We start from the raw sequence: 19,671 nt of genomic DNA, 5'->3' as shown, positions 1-19,671 counted from the left end.
TCGGATTCACCTCCGTCGGAGTGTCGGGGGGACCGAGAGCGGGCGAAGCGCTCTTGAACGGTCAGATCCACGTTCGCGTATGAACGAGCCGGGCGTCCAATCGCTCGTCGATCAGGAGACGATGGCGTCCCGCGTCGAGGCCGGCGAGGTGCCGCATTGGGTGACACGGCACTTCGAGACGTTCACGGACGCCCTCCTCGGGGAGCGCAACGACACAGCATTTCCCTGTCACTTCGGGACACAGTCGGTCCAAGAGGGCAACCCGCTCTACACCGCCGTTCCGTCGACCACCGATCCGGATGCGCTTTTGAGGTTCCGCGAGACGCTGCTCGAGTATCTCGATAGGCACCCGGACGCTCCCGGACAGACTTCCCTAGTGACGTTCTTCAAGCCGCCCGAGGAGACGTGGACCGAGGCCGACTATCACGAGGCGCTCTGGCACCTTCTCCAGTTCCTCCACGTGCACGACCCCGAGCCCTGGCCCGAAGAGATCCCAACAGACCCGGACGACCCCCACTGGGAGTTCTCTTTCGGCGGCGAACCGATGTTCCCGACGTGTCGAGCGCCGTTTTACGACGACCGCCGGAGTCGGTATTGCCCGGTCGGTCTGGAGATCACGTTCCAGCCGCGGGTGCTCTTCGACGGTATCACTCACGACACCGAGGCCGGGCGGCGCGCTCGCGAGCAGATCCAGGGTCGCCTCGAGGAGTACGACGGCGTCTGTCCCCACGCCGACCTGGGCGACTGGGGGGTCGAAGGGGACCGCGAGTGGGTCCAGTACCTCTTCCGGGAGGACCCCGAGCAGTCACCCGACGAGTGCCCGATCGAGGTGACCCGCGAACATCCGAAGGCTTCCCCGCCGCGGACGGCGCCATCGACGGGGGACGACTAACTCGATGTCGGGCGACGGTGACACCGACGGCGGGGTCGAACTCGGTGAACGCCCCGCGCTCGTGTTGATCGATCTCCAGACCGGTTTCGACGACCCGAGGTGGGGCGACCGCAACAATCGCGACGCCGAGACCAACGCCGCGCGGCTGCTGGACACCTGGCGGTCGACCGACTGGCCCCGCGTCCACATTCGCCACGATTCCACCGAACCGGACTCGCCGCTCCGCCGGGATACGCCGGGGTTCGCGTGGAAGCCCGAAACCGAACCGACTGAGGACGAGACCGTGATGACGAAGCGGGTGAACGCGGCGTTCGTGGGTACCGAACTGGAGGAGTGGCTCCGCGAGCGGGGCTGTGGCTCCGTCGTCGTCGTCGGACTCACGACCGATCACTGCGTCTCGACGACGACTCGGCTGGCGGAGAATCTGGGGTTCGACCCGGTCGTCGTCGCCGACGCTACCGCAACGTTCGAGCGCGACGCGCCCGACGGAACGCACTACGCTGCGGTGGAGGTTCATCGGACTGCGCTGACCCACCTGCACGGGGAATTCGCTGCGGTAGCGACGGCCGACGAGGTACTCGCCGGTGTCGAAGACGCGACCGAGGACGAGCACCGTCCGTCGAGAACCGGGCGCGAGTGACCGATTCGGGGGCGTGTCGCCGTCGAAATCTAGTCTCGGAAACATTTAGCCGCCTTTATTACTGAATTGTCGCAAGTGTCGGTACCAACGATGTCGACCACCGCGCAACGGTCACGGCCGGTGGCGGGAGCCGTGTGACGATGGAGGCGCTGACGCTCCACCTGGTGCTGATCGGCGGCGCGCTCGTGGCGACGCTGTCGTCGCTCTGGTGGACCGTTCGACACCGAGAGAAGCGCGCGGCGAACGAGTTCGCGGTCTTCCTGGTCGCTGTGGGGCTGTGGGCCGGCGTGCAGTTCGTCGAGATACTCGGCGGCGTGACGGTGGCGTACTACGCCTCGTTCGGCGTCGAGATCGCGCGTGGCCTGATGGCTGTCACCTGGTTTTACTTCACCGTGACGTACGCCGGGCATCAGTCAGTACTCGAATCGACGCTCGGACGCGTTCTCGTCGGCGCAGGCACGGCTTATTTACTGCTCGTGACGGGCGTGCCGCCGATCGCGACCCGGTTCACCTTCGAGACAATCCACGTCGTGCGCGATCCACTGACGACCGTCGCGTTGCTCGGGACGACCCCGTTCCACTATCTGGCGCAGGTGGTGGGCTACGTCCTGGTCGGAGCCGGGACCGTCATTCTCGGCTTTCGACTCATCGAGACGAAGTACGCCCGTCAGTGGCAGGTAGCGGTCTTCCTCTGTGCCGTCGGGCTCGTCGTGACGTTCGACATCGTCTCGAACGCGGCCGTCGCTTCGGTCACCGGCGTCGACTACGCAGTCGTCGGGACGGCGATGGCTTCTGTCGTGTACATCGTGGCGCTCTACCGTGGCGACCTGTTCGGGTTCGTCCCGGTCGCGCGCGAGCACGCAGTTCGGCACATCGACGAGGGCGTCGTCGTCGTGAATCCCGACGGGCGGATCATCGACGCCAACCAGGCCGCTCAATCGCTGTTCGAGACGTCCGTGCAGGTCGGCGAAACGGCCGAAACCGCGCTGCCCGCTCCGATCGGGACGCACGACCTCCTCGTCGAACAGACCGTCGGTCGGACGACGGTGACACTCCAGGGAGAGGGGCCGGCGCGTCATTACGAGATGACCGTCTCCACGCTCGAACCGGCCGAGGCGCCCGCGGGCATCGTGGTCATCCTCCGCGACGTCACCGACCGCGAGGAGTACGAACGGGAGCTCGAACAGTACAAGGCGTTCGTCGAGCAGTCGTCTGATCTGCTCACGCTCATCGACGAGGAAGGCCGGATCGAGTACGCCAATCCGCAGACCGAGCGGACACTCGGCTACTCGGAGAGCGAGCTATGCGGTGCGAATTCGATGGAATTCATCCACCCCGAGGACCGCGAACGCGTCCGGGCCGCCTTCGAGGCCGTCCTGGAGACGCCGGGAGAGACGGTTCGCGTGGAGTACCGCTTTCGCAGCGCCGACGGCGAGTGGGTCTGGCTCGAGAGTCGGGGGCGGAACCGGCTCGACAACCCCGCGATCGACGGCGTGGTGTTCAATCAGCGCGACGTCACGGCCCAGAAAGAGCGGTCCGCGGAACTGCGCCGGCAGAACGAGCGGCTCGAACAGTTCGCCAGTTTCGTCTCCCACGACCTCCGGAACCCGCTCAACGTGGCGCAGGGGCGACTGGCGCTGGTCGCCGAGGAGGTCGACAGCGAGCACCTCGCGGCAGTCGAGCGGGCACACGACCGGATGGCGGAGCTCATCGACGACTCGCTGGCGCTGGCGCGGGCGGGAACGACTGTCAGCGACACGACGGCGGTCGACCCGTCGGCGCTGGCGAACGCCTGCTGGCAGACGGTCGCGACGGCGTCGGCCGAACTCGAGACCGACGCGGACGTGGTCGTACGCGCCGACGAGTCCCGCCTCCGGCAACTCATCGAGAACCTCGTCCGCAACGCGGTCGAACACGGGGGCGAGGCGGTCTCGGTCCGCGTCGGCGGCCTCGAGGACGGGTTCTTCGTCGCCGACGACGGTCCCGGCATCCCCGAGGACCGTCGCGAGACCGTGTTCGAGTCGGGGTACTCGACCGGCGAGGACGGAGCCGGGATCGGACTGACGATCGTGAAGACCATCGCCGACGCGCACGGGTGGGACGTCGAGATTACGACGAGCGAGATGGGCGGGGCGCGGTTCGAGTTCACCGACGTCTCACTCGTCACAGATGAAGCGGACGACGCACCGATGGCAGCCAGCGCGGCCGGCGGTCGACGGGATTGAATACGGTCCCGGCGAACCGTACCCGTATGCAGACACACATCGTCCCGGTCGGGTTCGACTACGACCGCCTGATCGCGCCGCTCATCCGGGACCAGCAGGACGTCGACCGGGTGATCCTCCTCGAGGGCGCGGTCGGCAGCGAGTCGAACGTGGAGTACTCTCGGAACCTCTCGGAGAAACTGGAGAAGGACTTCCAGAACCTCCTCGGCGCCGACACCGAACGCCTCGTTCTCGCGGACGTCTACGACTACGACGCCGCCTTCGAGCAGGCGTACGACCTCATCAACGAGGAACTCGATGCCGGCACCGACACCGAGGTGTGGGTGAACGTCTCGGCGATGCCCCGCCCCGTCTCGTTCGCGTTCGCGACCGCGGCCCACTCGATCATGGTCGAGCGCCAGGAGGACCGCGAGCGGATCCACACCTACTACACGGCCCCGGAGAAGTACCTCGAGACCGAACTCGCCGAAGAGGTCCGAGAGGCCAAAGAGTTGCTCGGAGAAGTACTCGCAGGTGAGGACGTCGACGACGAGCGCATCGAGGCGCGCTATGAGTCGGCCGTGGACATCCTCTCGGAGTTCGACGAGCGCGGGACGACCATCGGCGCAAAGCGCATCGGGGGCAGCCACATCGTCGAACTCCCCGTCGCCTCGTTCCGGAACGTCAAGCCCTTCGAGGAGGTGATCCTCTTCGAACTCGGTGAGTACGGCGAGTTCGACTCGGTGTCGGAACTCGCCGAGACCCTCGCGCGGGATATGAACGAAGAGTACACCGATTCGTTCAGATCGAAGGTGATCTACAACGTCGACCGACTGGGTCCCGGCGGGAAGGGCTACATCGAGCAGGAGGAACACGGCAAGTCCTATCAGACCCGCCTCTCGCGAATCGGCCAACTGTGGGTGCGAGCACACGCCGAAGACGACGTCCTCGACGAGGAGTAGGGTCCCGTTACTCCTCGACGTCGAGGTCGAACTGGGCGTTCTCGACCACCGGGTTGAGCACGACGCTGGTGTTCGACTCGCGGATGTCGGTGTCGGTGAGCAACTCCTTGATCTGGTCGTTCATCCCGTCGGTGTCCTCGAACTTCCCGACCGCGATGACGTCGTAGTCGCCGGTGACCTCATAGACCGTGGTCATCTGTTTCTGTTCTTCGAGCCGGTCGGTGATGTCCGGGAGCGCGCTCCCTTCGACCTTCAGTTGGATGATCGCCGTGACGTCGTAGCCGAGCGCGTCGTAGTTGATCCGAGGGGTGTATCCCTCGATCACGCCCTCGTCTTCGAGATCACGGAGGTGGTTCGAGACCGTTGTCACCGAGACGTCGAGATCCTCCGCGAGACTCCGGAGACTCGCGCGCCCGTCGCCGAGCAGTGCGTTGATGAGTTTTGCATCGAGGTTTTCGTACGTCATTACACCCAAAATGCCTCTGGGGGCATTAGAATTTTACGAATATCCAATTAGGACTGATCGGAGGGGCATTTGCACTAAGCGATAAGGTCTTTATACTGGGAGTGTTCGGATTCGATTGTCCAGGATATGACGGACGAAAACACACCCACCCCTGTGACAGACGGGGGACTTTCGGCCGAAGCACAGCGCGTCATCGACGAGATCGAGGAGAAAGACGTCGACTTTCTCCGCCTGCAGTTCACCGACATCCTCGGCACCGTAAAGAACGTTGCCGTCCCGGCCACGCAGGCCGAGAAGGCCTTCACCGACGGCATCTACTTCGACGGATCGAGCATCGAGGGCTTCGTCCGCATCCAGGAGTCCGACATGCGGCTCAAGCCCGATCCCGAGACGTTCGCGGTCCTGCCGTGGCGCGACGGCCGCTCGGCGCGGCTCATCTGTGACGTCATCAACACGTCCACGGGCGAGCCCTTCGAGGGTGATCCGCGCCGCGTCCTGAAGAACGCGCTCGATCGCGCCGAGGAGATGGGCTACACCGTCAACGTCGCCCCCGAACCCGAGTTCTTCCTCTTCGAGGAGGACGAGGACGGCCGTGCGACGACGAAGACCAGCGACGCCGGCGGCTACTTCGATCTCGCACCGAAGGACCTCGCGTCGGACGTGCGCCGCGACATCATCTACGGTCTCGAACAGATGGACTTCGAGATCGAGGCCAGCCACCACGAAGTCGCCGAAGGCCAGCACGAGATCAACTTCGAGTACGACGACGCGCTCTCGACGGCCGACAACGTCGCGACGTTCCGGACGGTCGTCCGCGCCATCGCGGCCCAGCACGACCTCCACGCGACGTTCATGCCCAAGCCGATCCCGAAGATCAACGGCTCGGGGATGCACACCCACATCTCGCTGTTCGACGAGGACGGCAACAACGCGTTCCACGACGAGGACGACGAGTTCGATCTCTCGGAGACGGCCCACTCGTTCCTCGCTGGCATCCTCGAACACGCGCCGGCGATCACGGCTGTCGCGGACCCGACGGTGAACTCCTACAAGCGCCTCGTCCCCGGATACGAGGCCCCGGTCTACATCGCGTGGTCCGACCGCAACCGCTCGGCGCTCATCCGGAAGCCGGCCGCGCGCATCCCGGCCGCAAGCCGTATCGAGGCTCGCTTCCCCGATCCGTCCTGTAATCCCTACCTCGCCTTCGCGGCGCTCATCACCGCCGGGCTGGAAGGGATCGAGCAGGATCTGGACTGTCCCGACCCGGTCCGGGAGAACATCTACGAGTTCGACGAGGAGAAGCGCGAGGAGTACGGCATCGAGACGCTTCCGGCGAACCTCGGCGAGGCAGTCGACGCGCTCGAAGAGGACGAAGTCATCGAGGAAGCGCTCGGCGGCCACGTCTACGACAAGTTCATCGAGGCCAAGGGCCAGGAGTACGACGAGTTCCGCATCGACGTCTCGCAGTGGGAACTCGACCGGTACCTCGAGACCTACTGAACGGCGTCACTGGCCGACGCGATCCGTTTTTTCTTCGGCGGTACTGGGAGCCTCCGCTCCGTGATGTCCAGCGCCGCCAATCACGCCTCGTCGCCGACGAGCACCGGCAGCGCGAGGAGGACTGTCGCCCCGATCGCACTCGCCGCGACGACGATCCGGGCGTTCTCTGTCAGTTCCGTGACGCCGCTCATCACCGCGAGCGCAACGACGAGTCCGCCGCCGCTGAGTGCGAGCGGGCGCGGTGAGATGTCGATCGTGGCCGCGGTCGCCCGTGAGCCGAACCGGTGCCACGAGAGCACCGCTCCGAGCGCGGTGCCGACGCCGAGCAGGAGTTCGCTCTCGCTAGGTGCGACGAACAACCCGAGCAGTCCCAGGCCGAGCGCCAGCACGAACAGCGCCGTGACGTGCTGGTGTTCGGGGGTCGCGAGCGCGCCGATCTGATCCCCGATCGAGAACCCCGGCCCGGCGGCGAAGACGGCAGCGAGGAAGGCCACCCCGATCCCGACCCCGGCGACGACGTCCACCAGGTAGTGGACGCCGATGAGCACGCGAGAGAGTGCGACGACAGCGACGACGACGCCCGCGACCGTGAGCCGTCGGCGCCATCGGCCGCGGGTGGCGAGGACGCCGACTCCGCCCCAGAACGCCGTCGATCCGAGCGCGTGGCCGCTCGGGAAGCCGTATCCGCCGCGGTAGGAGACCGGTGGCCGCGGCAGCGCGAAGGCGTGCTTCAGCCCGATCGTGAGCCCGATCGCACAGAGGCCGAGCCCGAGCGCGAACGCCGCGCTGCGGCGCGGCAGGCCGACTCGGTCTCCGAACAGGTACGCGAGCGCGACGAGCGCTAAGAGGAGATAGGGGTTGCCGAGGTGCGTGAGCCACCAAAAGAGGCCCGCGACGACGTCTGGGAGCGACTCGGCGAACGCGACTTCGCCGACGCCGCGGGTCGCGAGCGGCGTTACGGGGGAGGTCATCGATCGTGTGCTCGCCGCCCGAGCGACAAATACCTGCGGGACTGCGACGGCGCTTCGAGGACTCCCGAAATGGCGTCGCGACGGACTCGGTCTCGGCCTGCGGTCAGCGGCGGTCCCGGAGCCAGTCGACGACACGGCCGGGGATCCCCAGCGCATTCAACCCCACGCCGAAGACCACGAACAGCGCGTAGAGCCCCAGGGTCGAGAGATAGATGATCAGCATCGCGACGACCGCGAGCAGGTCAGAGGAGAGGAAGTAGAACGCCGCGATCGTGGCCGCCGTGCCGTAGAGCAGGATCAGATAGGGGCCCCACCCGCGGGCCTTCCCGCGACGGAGCTGTCCGCGAACGTACCTGCGCATCTCCGATTCGACGTCCGGTCGATCGACCGTCCGGGATTCGACATCGTCCTCGAAGGCATCGAGGTCGGCCCGGAGCGCCTCGAGTTCCTGTTCGAGTTGCGCGATGTCGGGCGCGCCGTCCGGTTCCACGTCGGTGGCGGCGTCGCCGGTCCCGTCGGGTTCGGCGCCGTCTGGCGTCGTCGCGTCGTCCGCACTCATCGTCCGCTCGTCACGTCGGCCCCGCGGGTGTTGTACCTGCCGGTCTCCGTCGTCGGCGCGCGACGGCGGCGTGGAATCCGCGGGGTCCGAACCTCGCCCGGAGAAAACGGCGTTGACCGCCGCGCCGGTGAGGACCAAGATCCCGGAGAGGTAGAACCACGTGACCAAGAGCAAGACCCCGCCGAGCGCACCCGCGACCCCGCTCGACGTCTGCGCGTACAGGCCGAACACGGCACTCAGCGCCGTCCAGCCGACTGCCGCGAACAGCGCCCCCGGGAGCGCCTGTCGGGGGGAGACCTGGATGTCGGGGATCACCGAGTAGAGGGGAATGAACGCGGTGACGAGGAACACGAGCAGGACCAGCGGGCCGATGACCCCGACGAACGGGACCTGGAGCAGCGCGATGAGCGCCGCGACGACCACGACGCCGACCGTGGCCGCGCCGAGCGTCGCGAGCGTGAGGAGGCCGTCGGCGAGTTGTCGGAGGATCGGACTCGTCGGGTAGCCGTAGATCCGGGCGAACGCGACGTCGACACCGCGGAACAGTTTCAGTGCGCCCCACGTCGTCACGAGCAGACTGAGGACCGAGAGAGTGCCCCGTCCCGTCGCGTCGGTCAGGGCGTCCCCGACGAGTTCCGAGCCGGTCGGCAAGAGGTAGCGCTGGGCGAGCGACTGGACCTGCGCGGCGAGGTCAGCACCGCCGATGATCGTGCCGGCGACGACGGCGAGCGTGAGAAGCGGGACGAGCGAGACGAGAACGTAATAGGAGATCCCTGCGGCGAGAAACGTCACCTCGCGCTCGCGGACGATCGCGAGGACCGATCGCGGGACCTGAATGGAAGCGTTCCGTGCGGACACGGGATATCTTCGACCGATCGAACCAAGAGTGTACGGGAGGTCACCCCGGCGGGATGTCCCGGTTCCTCACTCGCCGGTCGCGTCGCGTATCTCGGGGACCGTCGCGTCGGTCTTGAACGCGGTCCCCGCGTAGTGCGCGTGGCTCGCCGCGAAGCCGGCGTCCCGGAGCGTTTCGAGGAAGTCGTCCATCGCGGGCGCAGAGCGACTCCACTGCTTGCAGAGCCGGTGCTGATCGTAGTGGGTCGGCGTGTCGAGTTCCGCGACGAGCGTGTCGAGCAGTCGGTCCGCGCGGGCGGCCTCGCCCAGTCCGTCGGTCACCTGCTCGCGGACCGAGCGGACGAACTCGCGGTCGCGGATCGGGCCGAGGTAGAGCGGGCCGGCCGTGAGGAGTCGGTCGCCGCCGCAGGCGTCGCAGGTCTCGGGCGGATGCGCCACGAGTCCGAACTCGTGGGAGCGCCGGAGGCAGTCCTCGCAGTGGTGGACGTAGCCCAGGTCGTCGATCAGGTCGTCGGCCCGCGTGGCGCGGGCGTCGAGTTCGAGATACGTGCGGACGTAATGCCGGGAGACGTGCGAGAGGATCGGAACTGCGGCCTTGTCGTAGCGGGCGGCGGTGCGAATCAGTGCCGAGAGGAGGACGCGGAGGCCCATCTCCGGGTGGTAGTCGGTGTTCTGCGGGAGCGTCGCGTACTTCCGGATTCCCGAGCGCTGGTGGGCACCGCAGAGCGGCGCGGTGTCGGTGGCGGTGACACAGACCAGGTTTCGCGCGTTCGCGAACGCGGCGTCGGCGAAGGGGATCGGCGTCCCGAACGGATCCAGGTCGACGACGTCGAACACGGTTTCACCGTCGTGGAGGAGCGCGTTGACGTCGCGCTCGACCGCCCGTCCGTCGAGATCGTTGCGCGCGAGGTTCTCGCGGGCGAGGCCGACCGCGTCGGCGTCGACGTCGGCGCAGGTGACGTCGTAGCCCGCCTTCGCCGCGCGAACCCCGCGGATCCCGCTGGCGGCCATCGCGTCGAGGTAGGTGGCGACGCGCGGTTCGCGCTCGCGGTACGCCCGCAGCGTCGCCACCGTCACGTCGCGGTTGAGTTCCTGCGTCGGGTTGTAGAACACGTCGTCGCCGGCCCCCTCAGAGGCCCCGTCGCGGGCGTCGGGGACCGCGATCTCGACGCCGCCCTCACGAACGTCCATAGCGGGAGAGGACGCTCCGCGGCGAAAAGCGATGCGATGGCGAGCGGCCGGGTCGGAAGCGGGCACGCCCCCGTCGGGCCGATGGCGTTCCGGAGACGTATGACTCCCCGATCGCGCGCCGGCGGGATGCGACGCCTGTCTTCCGATGCTCCTGGGTCGCCCGGCGGCGCTCGGCGGCCGACCGCGTCGATCCGGGCACCGGTGGCATTTTGTCCGGGCCCGCGCAATCGACGGCTGTGAGCGACGGCGACGACCCACCGGCGGGCCCGCCGTCGGACGAGACGCGCGAGGCCGACGCCTACGTCGTCCCGACGGAGACCGAGAGCGACGCCGAAACCGCGTGGCGGCGGGAACTGGCCGAGGCGGGCGAACTCACGCCGGACGGGGTCGAGCGGCTGGTGGACCTACACGACGGGCGCGGGGCGCGCGCGGTCGAGGCAGTCTCCGAGGGTCGCATCAAGCGCTACCGCGACTTCACGGTCGTCGTCGGCCACGAGGACGAGTACGTGGTCGAGGACGGCGGGTGTACCTGCAAAGACAGCGAGTACAACCTCGATCCCGAGGATCCCCACGAGCGCTGCTGGCACGTGCTCGCCGTCGCCATCGCCGAGCGAATCGGCGAGATCGACCACCACGAGATGTGGTACTCCGAGGTCCGCGACTTCCTGTAATCCGAGTTCGGTGCGGCGACACCTCAGCCGATTAGCTCCCGGAACCGCGAGCGATGGGCTGCCGGAACCGCGGGTGGTCAATTCGGACAGCAGTGAACGGTTATGTTCGCTCCGTGTCCATAGGTGACACGGTGCACGCAGCGAGGCGCCACGAGTACACCGACGAGATGGACGAGGCGCTCGAGATCGACCACGTCGCGGAGAAACTCGAACGCGGCGAGATCGACGGCCGCGCGGTCATCACGCCGGCGTAGCCCCGTCGCTCCGCACAGTTTTTACGCCGCGTCGACGAACGGCCGGCAATGCCCACGATCGACGAGAAACGAGTGTACACCGACAACACGGGGACCGAGACCGTCTACCTCGCCTCGGGACTCGGTGTCGTCGCCGTCGCTGTCTCCGACGATCTGATCGGCGAGTTCGGGATCGCCCACCGGTGTACGGCCCGTGACGTCGCCACCGCCGGCCCGCTCATCGCGGTCGCGACCGACGAAGACGTCCTCGTTGCGGACCGCGAGGCGGTCAGTGCGGCGGAAGCCGACTCCACGGTGGGGGCGGCAGCGGCGCTCACGTTCGAGTCGACCGGGTTCGGGCCCGCCGCAGCTGTCGGGTTCGACGACGGTGCGCTCGTCGCCGGCGACGGGGACGGACGGGTCGCACGGACCGAGGCGGACGCGTCCATCTCGGAGCGCGATCGGACGTGGACGGACGTCGGGACCACGGGATCGGTCCGGGCCATCGACGGCGGCCTCCTCGCCGCGGCCGACGGCGTCTACCGACTCGGGCCCTCGTCGCTCACTCACGCCGGCCTCGACGACGCCCGCGACGTGGACAGCGAACCGCTCATCGCCGCCGGTGCGGGCCTCTACAAGCTCGGTAACGGCTGGATGGACGTCCTCGACGGTCCGGTCGATGCCATCGACGCTGCCGGCCCGCGGGCACAGGCCGTCCGCGACGGCACGCTCTGGGTGCGGGGCGGTGAGGGAGGCGCGGAACGTGGCTGGCGCGAGGAGTCGCTGCCCGTCGACGAACCCGTCGGGGCCGTGACGCACGGGCGCGAGGCGTCCTACGCCGTCACCGAGGACGGCACGTTCGCCGTGCGCTTGCCGGACGACGAGTGGCGCTACCGGGGGATCGGCGTCCACGACGTCGTCGCCGCGGCGGTGTAGTGCCGAAGTCAGCGGTCGCGAGGTCCTGACGGAACCGACCGCGGTGGTGAGACGACGCCGTCGCGACGCGGCCGCCGCCAGTCCGACCGTCGGCCGAGACGGAAAGGGGTTTTACCGCGGATCGAGAGATACCGGTATGATCGTACCCGGCGCATCGTCGCAGGCCCTCGCGGCCGCCCTCGCTGACGAACTGGGCGAGTCGCTCGCGGCCGTCACGTACGACCGGTTCCCCGACGGCGAGACGTACGCGGCCGTCCCGGGGTTCGACGCCGACCGTGCGGTGATCGTCGCGGCGACCGACTCGAACGACGCGTGGGTCGAACTCCTCCAGTTGCAGGACGCCGTTCGCGAGGCGGGCGCGACCGAGATCGTGACCGTGATTCCGTATATGGGCTACGCCCGCCAGGACGAGGCGTTCGAGGCGGGGGCCCCGGTCTCCGCGCGGGCGATGGCACGCGCGATCTCCACCGGAACCGACCGCGTGGTAGTGGTGAACCCCCACGAGCGATCGGTCACGGACTTCTTCGACGCGCACGTCACGATCTGCGATGCGGCCGGTCGCCTCGCCGACCCGCTCCCGGACGACCTCGCCGACCCGCTCTTTCTCGCCCCGGACGCCGGGGCCGTGTCCCTCGCCGAGGCGACGTGTGCGGCCTACGGCGACGGCGAAACCGACTACTTCGAGAAGACCCGACAGTCCGGGACCGACGTCGAGATCACACCGAGCGACGCCGAGACCCGGGACAGAGACGTCGTGATCGTCGACGACATCGTCGCGACCGGATCGACGATGAGTCAGGCGATCGCCCACCTCCGGAACGACGGCGCGGCACGGGTGTTCGCAGCGTGTGTGCATCCGCTCTTGGCGCGGAGCGCGCGGACGAAACTGGAACGCGCCGGCGTCGAGCGGATCGTCGGCACCGACACGGTCGAACGCGACGTGAGCGCCGTCTCAGTCGCTCCGGTCGTCGCCGCGGCGGTCGACGCCGTCGAAGCGAACTGAGCCGATGGGCGACGGCCCCTCGGATGCGGACGGCACGGACCCGCTGTTTCCCGAAGCGCGGCACGTCCTCGAACCGGGGTGTGCGCGCTGTGACGCACTGGTCGCGTGTCGCGAGCGGATCTCGTGGGGTACCGGCGATCCCGACGCCGCGGTGATGGCGATCGGTGAGGCACCGGGCGCGGGCGCACCGGAGGCCGAGACGTGGCGCGGCGGGAACTGGACCGGCCGCGCGTACACCACTCGCCACTCGGGGCGGCGGATCAGAGCGCTCCTCGCGGACGCCGGGCACCCCGACGCCTACGTCACGAACGCGGTGAAGTGCTTCCCGTGCGACGGCGACGGATCGAACCGCGAACCCACCCCCGCCGAACGGGCGAACTGCCGGGCGCATCTCGAAACTGAACTCGAAACCGTCGATCCGGCCGTCATCGTGGCGACGGGAAAGCACGCGACGGCGAGCGTCCTCGCGCTCGACGGTCGCGACCTGACGGGGTTCGTCGAGTCGGTGCTTGACCCGATCGACCTCGAATCGGTCCCCGGAACGCTGCTGCCGGTCTTGCACCCCTCGTATCAGGACGTCTGGCGCGCTCGGCTCGGATACGAAGACGGCGAGTACCGCGAAGCGGTCCGCGAGGCGGTTCGGGACGCGGTCGGCGGGACCCAGTGAGTCGCGAGCGGAACCGCGGTCGCCGAAGTTGGGGTGGAACGCCGCTCCCGTCCCCGGCCGCACAGACCGAAGTTACTTCGGCGATCCGTACGATCCCACGCGTATGAGCGACGATCCGACCATCTTCGAGCAGATCGTCTCCGGGGAGATTCCGGGACGCATCGTCTATGAGACCGACACCGTCGCGGCCTTCCTCGACGCCAACCCGCTCGCACCCGGGCACACGCTGGTCGTGCCGAAAGAGCCCTACGAGCGCCTCGACGATCTGCCCGACGACATCGCAGCAGACGTGTGGGCCGCCGTCCAGTCGCTGACGCCACGGATCGAATCGGTCGTCGACGCCGACGCGACGACGGTCGGCGTGAACAACGGCCCGGCGGCGGGCCAAGAGGTGCCGCACGTCCACGTCCACATCGTCCCGCGCTTCGAGGGTGACGGCGGCGGCCCGATCCACGCCGTCGCGGGGTCGCGGCCGGACCTCTCGGACGACGAACTGGACGAGATCGCGGCCGACATCGAAGCGGCCGAGTGACTACCCGACGGCGTCGGCCCGGCGACCGGATTGTTTAACCCCGAGTACGCGGCCAGGTGGGGTATGGCAGAACGAGAGCGACCCGTCGTCGGCTTCGTCGGCGCGACGGGCGGTGCGGGCACGACCCGGACCGTCGTCGAAGTCGCGGCCGCGCTCGCGGCCGACGGACAGGACGTCTGCGTCGTCGACGCCGCGTTTGCGACGCAGGGACTTGCAGACTACCTCACAGGGAGACTCGCGCCCGACGTGACGGCGCTCGTGACCGACGATCGCGACGCAGACCTCGCTGCGGGCCTCGTCGATCTGGACGTCGATGGAGCGGCTGGTCGGCTCGCAGCCCTGCCGGCGAACGCCCCGTTCGAACGCCTCGCACGCGCGAAGAGCGTCGATGCCGCGCGGGCGCTGGAAGCGCGCATCGAGACCGCAGCCGCCCGGTTCGATCACGTCCTCGTGGACGTGCCGCCGATCGCGGCGAACCAGGCCGTCGCCGCGGTCACCGTCGCTGATTCGATCGCCATCGTCGCCCCGGCGACAGAGCGTGGCGCGGCGGCGACGCAGCGGACGCACGAGCGCCTGGCCGACGTGGGCGTCGACGCCGCGCTCGTGGTGTCGACGCGGGGAGCGATCGAGACGGCTGACGTCGAGATCCCGACTGCAGCGCAGGCTGACGTGTCGAGGCCGACGGGAGGCGAGGCGGAGGGCGCGTTCGGCGAGGCGATCGACCGCGTCGCGGCCGCAGTGACCGGGGCGGAACTCGCGCCCGCAGACGACGGCGGGGTGCTGCGGACGGTCGGCGAGTACGTCGGCCGGTAACGCGGCAGTCGACGGAACCGGCTTAGCTGACGTCGCCGCCCGCGCTCATCGTCTCCGCGAGGGCGTCGCGTTTCGAGACGAGCGCGTCGCCGGTGATCGGCGCGGACGCGTCTCGTCGGACCGTCGCCGCGACGGCGTCGATCGGGTCGTGCGTTTCGACGTAGGCTGCGAGCGCGAACTCGGCTTCGGTCGCGCCCGTGAGTTCCAGCGCGTCCGCCCGCGCGATCCGGCCGTCGAGCCAGTCGCGGAGGACCCGGCGGGCCGTCGGTGCCAGTGGTGTCACGCCCTCGAACCCACATCGGTGGAGGAGCTTCGCCGCCGTGACTTCCGGGAGCGCCGCCGCCGCGCCTGCCGCGCCGATGCGCACTCCCGACTCGTAGCGATCGAGCACAGTCGCCGCCGCTGCAGCAGTACACGGGAGTTCGTCCGCGTGCTCGCGGAGTCGCGCGTCGCGGTCGACGGCCGTGTCGTCGACGGTCGCGACGCCGCGGTCGACCTGCGCCGCCGTCAGTTCTAATCCTGCTGCGATGTCCGACAGACTCATCGAGCGTTTCTCCCGCGCGATCGTATAAGCGGTTTCGCTTTCGCTATCGAATCTGATACTCGAACCGACCGGTGACCGGTAGGTAAGACACGGACCTCAATGGCCAAAATGGCGTATTTCTCCTCTATTTAAATATGCGATCCAGCCCAATTTTCAGTTGTGATGAGTGAAGCACCTCCCACCGACGCCGGCCAGCCCACGAACGCCTGCCCCGAGTGCGGGGGGCGACCGGAGACCGCCCGCGGCGAGACGCTCTGTGGCGACTGCGGACTCGTCCTCTCGGAGTACCGCGTGGATCACGGGCCCGAGTGGCGGTCGTTCGCCGATCGCGACACCGATCCGAAGCGGACGGGGGCGCCGCTGACCCGATCGCGGCACGACCGGGGACTCTCCACCGAGATCGGGCGGTCGACGCGGGTGAAAGGGCGGAAGCGTCGCCAGCTCACCCGGATGCGTCGTCAGCACAACCGGGCACGCATTCCGACGAAACGCGAACGGAACCAGGTCTACGCGTTCACGGAGATCCGGCGACTCACGAGCGCGTTATCGCTGCCCGAACGGATCCGCGATCACGCCTGCTCGCTGTTCCGGTCGGCGCAGTCGGAGGACCTCCTCCAGGGTCGATCACTGGAGGGGTTCGCCGCGGCAGCCGTCTATGCCGCCTGTCGGGTCGCGAGCGTCTCGCGGACGGTCCAGGAGGTGACGAACGCCGCGAAGGCGACCGAGGCCGAGCAGAGCGCTGCCTACGACGCGATCAACCGCGAACTCGGGCTCCCCGTCGGTCCGATCGATCCCGCCGAGTACGTCCCCCGGTTCGCGTCCGAACTGGACCTCCCGAGTGCGGTCGAGCGGCGGGCCCGCGAGTACGTCACCGAGGCCGCAGACCGCGGCCTCACCGTCGGCCGAAACCCCAGCGGCGTCGCGGCCGCTTGTATTTACACCGCCGCTCGCGACGTGAGCGCCGGCCTGACACAGCGCGAGGCCGCCGACGTCGCCGGCGTCACCCCGGTGACGCTTCGGGCGACCTACCAGAAACTACGGGACGGCGAATAGCACAGACGGGGCCGAAGCCTGTTCGAGGTGGGCCGCACCGAGACGGTTGATTCGGGCTGAGTGCCGGGTACCCATTCGCTGGCCGAGATCCTGCTACTCGACCGACGGCAGAACTGCGAGCGGAGCGGTCAGGGGCCGAGAGGCCCACTCAGACGCGCGTGGCACGACGGACAGCCGCCGCGACGCTGCCGACTGCGCGCGCCGCCCGAGTCGACGGGGCCGTGCGGACGACGGGGCGGAACGTGCTGACTGTCTCGGCCACGCGCGGGTCCGCGGGAACGGTGTGCGCGGGGGCGCCGAGCACCGTCTCGAACGCGTCTTCGGGCGGGTCGTCGACGGCGCAGTTGATCACGACAGCCACGAGTCCGGCGTCGAGTTCGCGGGCCAACTCGCGCGAGCGGACGGCGTCGGCCAGGGCGTAGGGCTGCGGCGAGGCGACGACGACGCAGGCGTCGGCCACCGCGAGCGGGACGCCGGCGTCTGCCTTCATCCCCGCCGGACAGTCGACGATCACGTCGCCGTAGGCGCTCTCGACGGCCCGAAGTGCCTCGGCGAGGCCGGCGACGTCCGCCGCCCGAGCGCCTGCGAGCGAGCGGCCACACGGGAGCAGTCGGACCGGACCCTGGCCTTCGCGGACAGCCTCAAGCGGATCTGCACGCCCGGCCAGCACGTCGTGGAGGTCCGGTCCCGGTCCGGTCGGGAGGTCGGCCATCCCGAGGTCGGCGTCGACCACTGTCGCGTCGAGTGCCGCACCGAGTTCGATCGCGAGCGTCGACTTCCCGACGCCGCCCTTGCCGCCGGTCACGGCGAGGATCATCCGGATCGCCGCTCCGTCTCCGGGCGGCTCTCGGTATCGAGCGCCGCCGCGGCCGTCCGGAGCGCGTCGGCGACGGGACCGGGGTCGGCTGCCGCCGCCCGGTCGGCGAGTCGCTGGATCCGATCTGCGGTCGTCCGGAGGGCCGCGAGGTCGGCGGCGAGGGTCCCCGAAACCTCCGGGAGCACCTCGTTGGCGTCCGATTCGAGGACTACCGCCGCCTCCGAGGCCGTCGCGTCGGTCAGCCTCTCCGCCCGCTCGATGCGGGACTCGACGGCGGTGAGCCACGCCGAAACGGGTTGCGGAGGGGGAGTCTCGTCGGTCCGCTTCGAGAGCGGACCGTTCGCCCCCGAGACGGAAGGCGACGCCGCGTCGGGGGTCGGAACGGCGTCGACCGGTGGAGCCGCCCGCCCGAGGTCACGGATCGCGTCTGCGACGCCGGCTCCGCCGGTCGTCTCCGGGCTTTCGGACGCGGAGCCGAGGAGGTCGACTGAAACCGCCGCGTCGGCTGCAGGCGCTCCGGTGACGGGACAGGCGTACCCGATCCCCAAGCCGCCCGCCGCGGGCAGGCGGCCGGTGAAGCCCGCTGCGTCCCATCCGGCCGCTGGGATGCCCTCGTCCCGCGGGGGAAGCACGGGGCCGTCGAGGCGATTGGAGACCCGGACCCGGAGGGCCTCGTCGATGTCGCTTCGGAGTTCGACCCGGACGAGCGTGAGGCCCCGTAGCGCCGACGTGGTGACGTCGACACCGACGGGTGAGCGGTCAATCGAAACAGCGTCTGGAGGGACCGACGCCGGGGGTTCGGCCGCCGGACCGGTCGCGTCGGCGGGCTGTGGGTGGATTCGCACACGGCCTCTGGCCGCTGGATCCGATATAAATCCGAGGTTCGTCGGAGAGGAGTTCGGCGGCGACGTCGCCGTAGTCACCGGACGAGGAGGGGCGCGGCCAGCGCGTCGGCCGCGGCGGCGACGCCACCGAGGAGCGCGACCACGTCGGGAGCGACGACGAGTGGTGCGCGGGGGGGCGCGAGTCGTGCCGCGGCGAGTGCGCCGGTGAGCGCAGTCGAGCGCGACACCGTGTCGCCGCCAGTGGAGACGCGGGTGGCGATCCGGTCCCGCGCGGCCGCAAAGGCTGGGGCGACCGCAGCGACGCGTGCGTCGCGTTGGGCGCGTTCGAGGTTGCCGATGCGGTCTTCGAGTCGGAGCCGCCGTTCGCGGTCGTCGCGGGCGTTGCGAGCGCGTGCTTCGAGGAGCGCCAACCGCTGTCCGGCGGCTACCCGGCGTGTCGAAACCTCAGAGAGGCGGCGCGTCGCCGCCGCGAGCGAGTCTTCGGCGTCCTCGAGTACACGCTTGTCGACGTCGTCGTTCGCCGCCCGGAGCGCCGTGACCCGGCCGCGGATCGTGGCGACCCGCTCGCGGAGCCGTTCGGTTTGCGATCCCGCCTCCGCCGCGCGACGGCGGGCCTCTCGCAGTTCCGACGTATCGAGGGGCGCCGCCGACATCGCACGGAGTCGGCGGCGTGCAGTCGCGAGTGCCGGATCGTGCGGCGTCTGGACTCCCCGGGCCGCAGCGAGCGCGGCGAGCGCAGCGCGACGGTCGAAGGAGCGATCGGTCCGCAGCAGGCCGACGTGGTCGTGGGCCGGACCTGGTGGGGATCCGAGAACCGCGGGTGCCGGCTCCGGGACGGGGCCACCGGCGCGGACGGCGCGGACGAGCGCCGAACGCGGAGGGGCGGTCGGCCGACCGCGGAGGTCGACGACGGGGCCGGACAACTGGGTGTCGTCCGGGAGGACGAGCGTGAACGACGGCGGCGGTGTGGCCGCGGTCACAGGTCGCGTTCGCGCATCGCCGCCGAGGGAGGGTGGTCGGTCCCCGCGGCGAACCGATCGTACGGCGTGTTCGGTGACTCCCGTTGCTCGTAGGCGACGGCCGCCTCGCGCACGGAATCAGGGGCGTCGGCGAACTCGTTGAACGGCTCGGTCCGCTGGATCTGTACGTCGGCGGCGTGCCGCTCGCGGAGGCGACACGCCAGGAACGCTCCGTACTCGGTCTCTCTCAGCAGCGCGGCGCGGCCGAACCGGCGGACGACGGTTTCCTCGTGGGCCCGACAGGCGTTTCGTAGGGTCTCGCGCGCCCGACGTGAGTAAGTCACCACCAGCAACACGG

The 19,671-nt window shown here is 69.2% G+C and carries 22 protein-coding genes; 13 read left to right on the top strand and 9 right to left on the bottom strand.

Annotation, left to right across the window (positions count from 1 at the left end; translation table 11 throughout):
* Positions 1 to 79: 79 nt before the first annotated feature.
* The 4 genes from BLU74_RS05205 (at position 80) to BLU74_RS05190 (ending at position 4,698) form a co-directional block, all read left to right on the top strand.
* Positions 80 to 892 (top strand): YqcI/YcgG family protein, encoded by an 813-nt coding sequence (locus tag BLU74_RS05205; protein WP_089765909.1) that lies wholly within the window; start codon positions 80 to 82, stop codon positions 890 to 892.
* Positions 893 to 896: 4 nt separating this feature from the next.
* Positions 897 to 1,532: a cysteine hydrolase family protein gene (locus BLU74_RS05200; protein WP_089765907.1), complete on the top strand. Its 636-nt coding sequence runs from the start codon at positions 897 to 899 to the stop codon at positions 1,530 to 1,532.
* Between the two features lie 140 nt (positions 1,533 to 1,672).
* On the top strand, positions 1,673 to 3,757 hold the full coding sequence (locus tag BLU74_RS05195) for a PAS domain S-box protein (RefSeq protein WP_089765906.1): 2,085 nt from the start codon (positions 1,673 to 1,675) through the stop codon (positions 3,755 to 3,757).
* A 26-nt stretch (positions 3,758 to 3,783) separates the two neighbouring features.
* Positions 3,784 to 4,698, top strand: coding sequence for an HFX_2341 family transcriptional regulator (locus tag BLU74_RS05190; protein ID WP_089765904.1), 915 nt, complete (start codon positions 3,784 to 3,786; stop codon positions 4,696 to 4,698).
* Between the two features lie 7 nt (positions 4,699 to 4,705).
* Here the strand turns inward: BLU74_RS05190 and lrp are convergent, their stop codons facing one another.
* On the bottom strand, positions 4,706 to 5,164 hold the full coding sequence (lrp, locus tag BLU74_RS05185; RefSeq protein WP_089765902.1) for an HTH-type transcriptional regulator Lrp: 459 nt from the start codon (positions 5,162 to 5,164) through the stop codon (positions 4,706 to 4,708).
* A gap of 126 nt (positions 5,165 to 5,290) precedes the next feature.
* On the opposite strand from lrp, the gene glnA reads away from it, so the two are divergent.
* Entirely contained in the window at positions 5,291 to 6,664 is a 1,374-nt protein-coding gene (glnA, locus tag BLU74_RS05180) for a type I glutamate--ammonia ligase (protein ID WP_089765900.1), read from the top strand.
* A gap of 80 nt (positions 6,665 to 6,744) precedes the next feature.
* Here glnA and BLU74_RS05175 read toward each other — a convergent pair whose 3' ends face one another.
* From BLU74_RS05175 to BLU74_RS05165, 3 genes are all read right to left on the bottom strand, one after another.
* Positions 6,745 to 7,635, bottom strand: a complete 891-nt coding sequence (locus BLU74_RS05175) for a phosphatase PAP2 family protein (protein WP_175454568.1) — start codon at positions 7,633 to 7,635, stop codon at positions 6,745 to 6,747.
* A gap of 103 nt (positions 7,636 to 7,738) precedes the next feature.
* Positions 7,739 to 9,052, bottom strand: a complete 1,314-nt coding sequence (locus BLU74_RS05170) for a YihY/virulence factor BrkB family protein (protein WP_089765897.1) — start codon at positions 9,050 to 9,052, stop codon at positions 7,739 to 7,741.
* Between the two features lie 66 nt (positions 9,053 to 9,118).
* On the bottom strand, positions 9,119 to 10,240 hold the full coding sequence (locus BLU74_RS05165) for a tRNA (guanine(26)-N(2))-dimethyltransferase (RefSeq protein WP_089765895.1): 1,122 nt from the start codon (positions 10,238 to 10,240) through the stop codon (positions 9,119 to 9,121).
* Between the two features lie 353 nt (positions 10,241 to 10,593).
* Between BLU74_RS05165 and BLU74_RS05160 the strand changes: the two genes are divergently transcribed.
* The 7 genes from BLU74_RS05160 (at position 10,594) to BLU74_RS05135 (ending at position 15,095) form a co-directional block, all read left to right on the top strand.
* Positions 10,594 to 10,911, top strand: a complete 318-nt coding sequence (locus tag BLU74_RS05160) for an SWIM zinc finger family protein (protein ID WP_089766108.1) — start codon at positions 10,594 to 10,596, stop codon at positions 10,909 to 10,911.
* Positions 10,912 to 11,042: 131 nt separating this feature from the next.
* The gene (locus BLU74_RS19450; protein ID WP_281241820.1) at positions 11,043 to 11,165 is read left to right on the top strand and encodes a hypothetical protein; all 123 of its coding nucleotides are present in this window, start codon (positions 11,043 to 11,045) and stop codon (positions 11,163 to 11,165) included.
* Positions 11,166 to 11,213: 48 nt separating this feature from the next.
* Positions 11,214 to 12,080: an HVO_0234 family beta-propeller protein gene (locus tag BLU74_RS05155; protein ID WP_089765893.1), complete on the top strand. Its 867-nt coding sequence runs from the start codon at positions 11,214 to 11,216 to the stop codon at positions 12,078 to 12,080.
* A 136-nt stretch (positions 12,081 to 12,216) separates the two neighbouring features.
* Positions 12,217 to 13,083 (top strand): ribose-phosphate diphosphokinase, encoded by an 867-nt coding sequence (locus BLU74_RS05150; protein WP_089765891.1) that lies wholly within the window; start codon positions 12,217 to 12,219, stop codon positions 13,081 to 13,083.
* Between the two features lie 4 nt (positions 13,084 to 13,087).
* Positions 13,088 to 13,750 (top strand): uracil-DNA glycosylase, encoded by a 663-nt coding sequence (locus BLU74_RS05145; RefSeq protein WP_089765889.1) that lies wholly within the window; start codon positions 13,088 to 13,090, stop codon positions 13,748 to 13,750.
* A gap of 103 nt (positions 13,751 to 13,853) precedes the next feature.
* Positions 13,854 to 14,282 (top strand): HIT family protein, encoded by a 429-nt coding sequence (locus BLU74_RS05140; protein WP_089765887.1) that lies wholly within the window; start codon positions 13,854 to 13,856, stop codon positions 14,280 to 14,282.
* Between the two features lie 63 nt (positions 14,283 to 14,345).
* Positions 14,346 to 15,095, top strand: a complete 750-nt coding sequence (locus tag BLU74_RS05135; RefSeq protein WP_089765885.1) for an AAA family ATPase — start codon at positions 14,346 to 14,348, stop codon at positions 15,093 to 15,095.
* Positions 15,096 to 15,117: 22 nt separating this feature from the next.
* Here the strand turns inward: BLU74_RS05135 and BLU74_RS05130 are convergent, their stop codons facing one another.
* Positions 15,118 to 15,639 carry a DUF7858 family protein gene (locus BLU74_RS05130; RefSeq protein WP_089765882.1) on the bottom strand — a complete coding sequence of 174 codons (522 nt, stop codon included), beginning with the start codon at positions 15,637 to 15,639 and terminating at the stop codon, positions 15,118 to 15,120.
* 162 nt (positions 15,640 to 15,801) lie between these two features.
* Between BLU74_RS05130 and BLU74_RS05125 the strand changes: the two genes are divergently transcribed.
* The gene (locus BLU74_RS05125) at positions 15,802 to 16,692 is read left to right on the top strand and encodes a transcription initiation factor IIB (protein ID WP_089765880.1); all 891 of its coding nucleotides are present in this window, start codon (positions 15,802 to 15,804) and stop codon (positions 16,690 to 16,692) included.
* Between the two features lie 148 nt (positions 16,693 to 16,840).
* Here BLU74_RS05125 and BLU74_RS05120 read toward each other — a convergent pair whose 3' ends face one another.
* The 4 genes from BLU74_RS05120 to BLU74_RS05105 form a co-directional block, all read right to left on the bottom strand.
* Positions 16,841 to 17,509 (bottom strand): MinD/ParA family ATP-binding protein, encoded by a 669-nt coding sequence (locus BLU74_RS05120; protein ID WP_089765878.1) that lies wholly within the window; start codon positions 17,507 to 17,509, stop codon positions 16,841 to 16,843.
* Positions 17,506 to 18,354 (bottom strand): DUF7857 domain-containing protein, encoded by an 849-nt coding sequence (locus tag BLU74_RS05115; RefSeq protein ID WP_245705731.1) that lies wholly within the window; start codon positions 18,352 to 18,354, stop codon positions 17,506 to 17,508. Before BLU74_RS05115 ends, BLU74_RS05120 begins: the two co-directional genes overlap by 4 nt.
* 74 nt (positions 18,355 to 18,428) lie before the next feature.
* On the bottom strand, positions 18,429 to 19,334 hold the full coding sequence (locus BLU74_RS05110) for a DUF7856 family protein (protein ID WP_089765876.1): 906 nt from the start codon (positions 19,332 to 19,334) through the stop codon (positions 18,429 to 18,431).
* Positions 19,331 to 19,669: a DUF7855 family protein gene (locus tag BLU74_RS05105; protein WP_089765874.1), complete on the bottom strand. Its 339-nt coding sequence runs from the start codon at positions 19,667 to 19,669 to the stop codon at positions 19,331 to 19,333. The genes BLU74_RS05110 and BLU74_RS05105 overlap by 4 nt, the downstream gene beginning before the upstream one ends.
* Positions 19,670 to 19,671: the final 2 nt, after the last annotated feature.

This window comes from Halobellus clavatus (assembly GCF_900107195.1).
Lineage (GTDB): Archaea > Halobacteriota > Halobacteria > Halobacteriales > Haloferacaceae > Haloquadratum > Haloquadratum clavatum.
The sequence above is the reverse complement of the archived record's forward strand: the minus strand, read 5'-3'. Positions and strand labels throughout refer to the sequence as shown.

Bases quoted from the DNA above. Each gene is read 5' to 3' on its own strand.
- BLU74_RS05190 (WP_089765904.1), top strand. From the start codon at position 3,784: ATGCAGACACACATCGTCCCGGTCGGGTTCGACTACGACCGCCTGATC.
- BLU74_RS05125 (WP_089765880.1), top strand. From the start codon at position 15,802: ATGAGTGAAGCACCTCCCACCGACGCCGGCCAGCCCACGAACGCCTGC.
- BLU74_RS05145 (WP_089765889.1), top strand. From the start codon at position 13,088: ATGGGCGACGGCCCCTCGGATGCGGACGGCACGGACCCGCTGTTTCCC.
- BLU74_RS05200 (WP_089765907.1), top strand. From the start codon at position 897: ATGTCGGGCGACGGTGACACCGACGGCGGGGTCGAACTCGGTGAACGC.
- BLU74_RS05205 (WP_089765909.1), top strand. From the start codon at position 80: ATGAACGAGCCGGGCGTCCAATCGCTCGTCGATCAGGAGACGATGGCG.
- BLU74_RS05155 (WP_089765893.1), top strand. From the start codon at position 11,214: ATGCCCACGATCGACGAGAAACGAGTGTACACCGACAACACGGGGACC.
- glnA (WP_089765900.1), top strand. From the start codon at position 5,291: ATGACGGACGAAAACACACCCACCCCTGTGACAGACGGGGGACTTTCG.
- BLU74_RS05165 (WP_089765895.1), bottom strand. From the start codon at position 10,240: ATGGACGTTCGTGAGGGCGGCGTCGAGATCGCGGTCCCCGACGCCCGC.
- BLU74_RS05120 (WP_089765878.1), bottom strand. From the start codon at position 17,509: ATGATCCTCGCCGTGACCGGCGGCAAGGGCGGCGTCGGGAAGTCGACG.
- BLU74_RS05175 (WP_175454568.1), bottom strand. From the start codon at position 7,635: ATGACCTCCCCCGTAACGCCGCTCGCGACCCGCGGCGTCGGCGAAGTC.
- BLU74_RS05130 (WP_089765882.1), bottom strand. From the start codon at position 15,639: ATGAGTCTGTCGGACATCGCAGCAGGATTAGAACTGACGGCGGCGCAG.
- BLU74_RS05150 (WP_089765891.1), top strand. From the start codon at position 12,217: ATGATCGTACCCGGCGCATCGTCGCAGGCCCTCGCGGCCGCCCTCGCT.
- BLU74_RS05140 (WP_089765887.1), top strand. From the start codon at position 13,854: ATGAGCGACGATCCGACCATCTTCGAGCAGATCGTCTCCGGGGAGATT.
- BLU74_RS05195 (WP_089765906.1), top strand. From the start codon at position 1,673: ATGGAGGCGCTGACGCTCCACCTGGTGCTGATCGGCGGCGCGCTCGTG.
- BLU74_RS05135 (WP_089765885.1), top strand. From the start codon at position 14,346: ATGGCAGAACGAGAGCGACCCGTCGTCGGCTTCGTCGGCGCGACGGGC.
- lrp (WP_089765902.1), bottom strand. From the start codon at position 5,164: ATGACGTACGAAAACCTCGATGCAAAACTCATCAACGCACTGCTCGGC.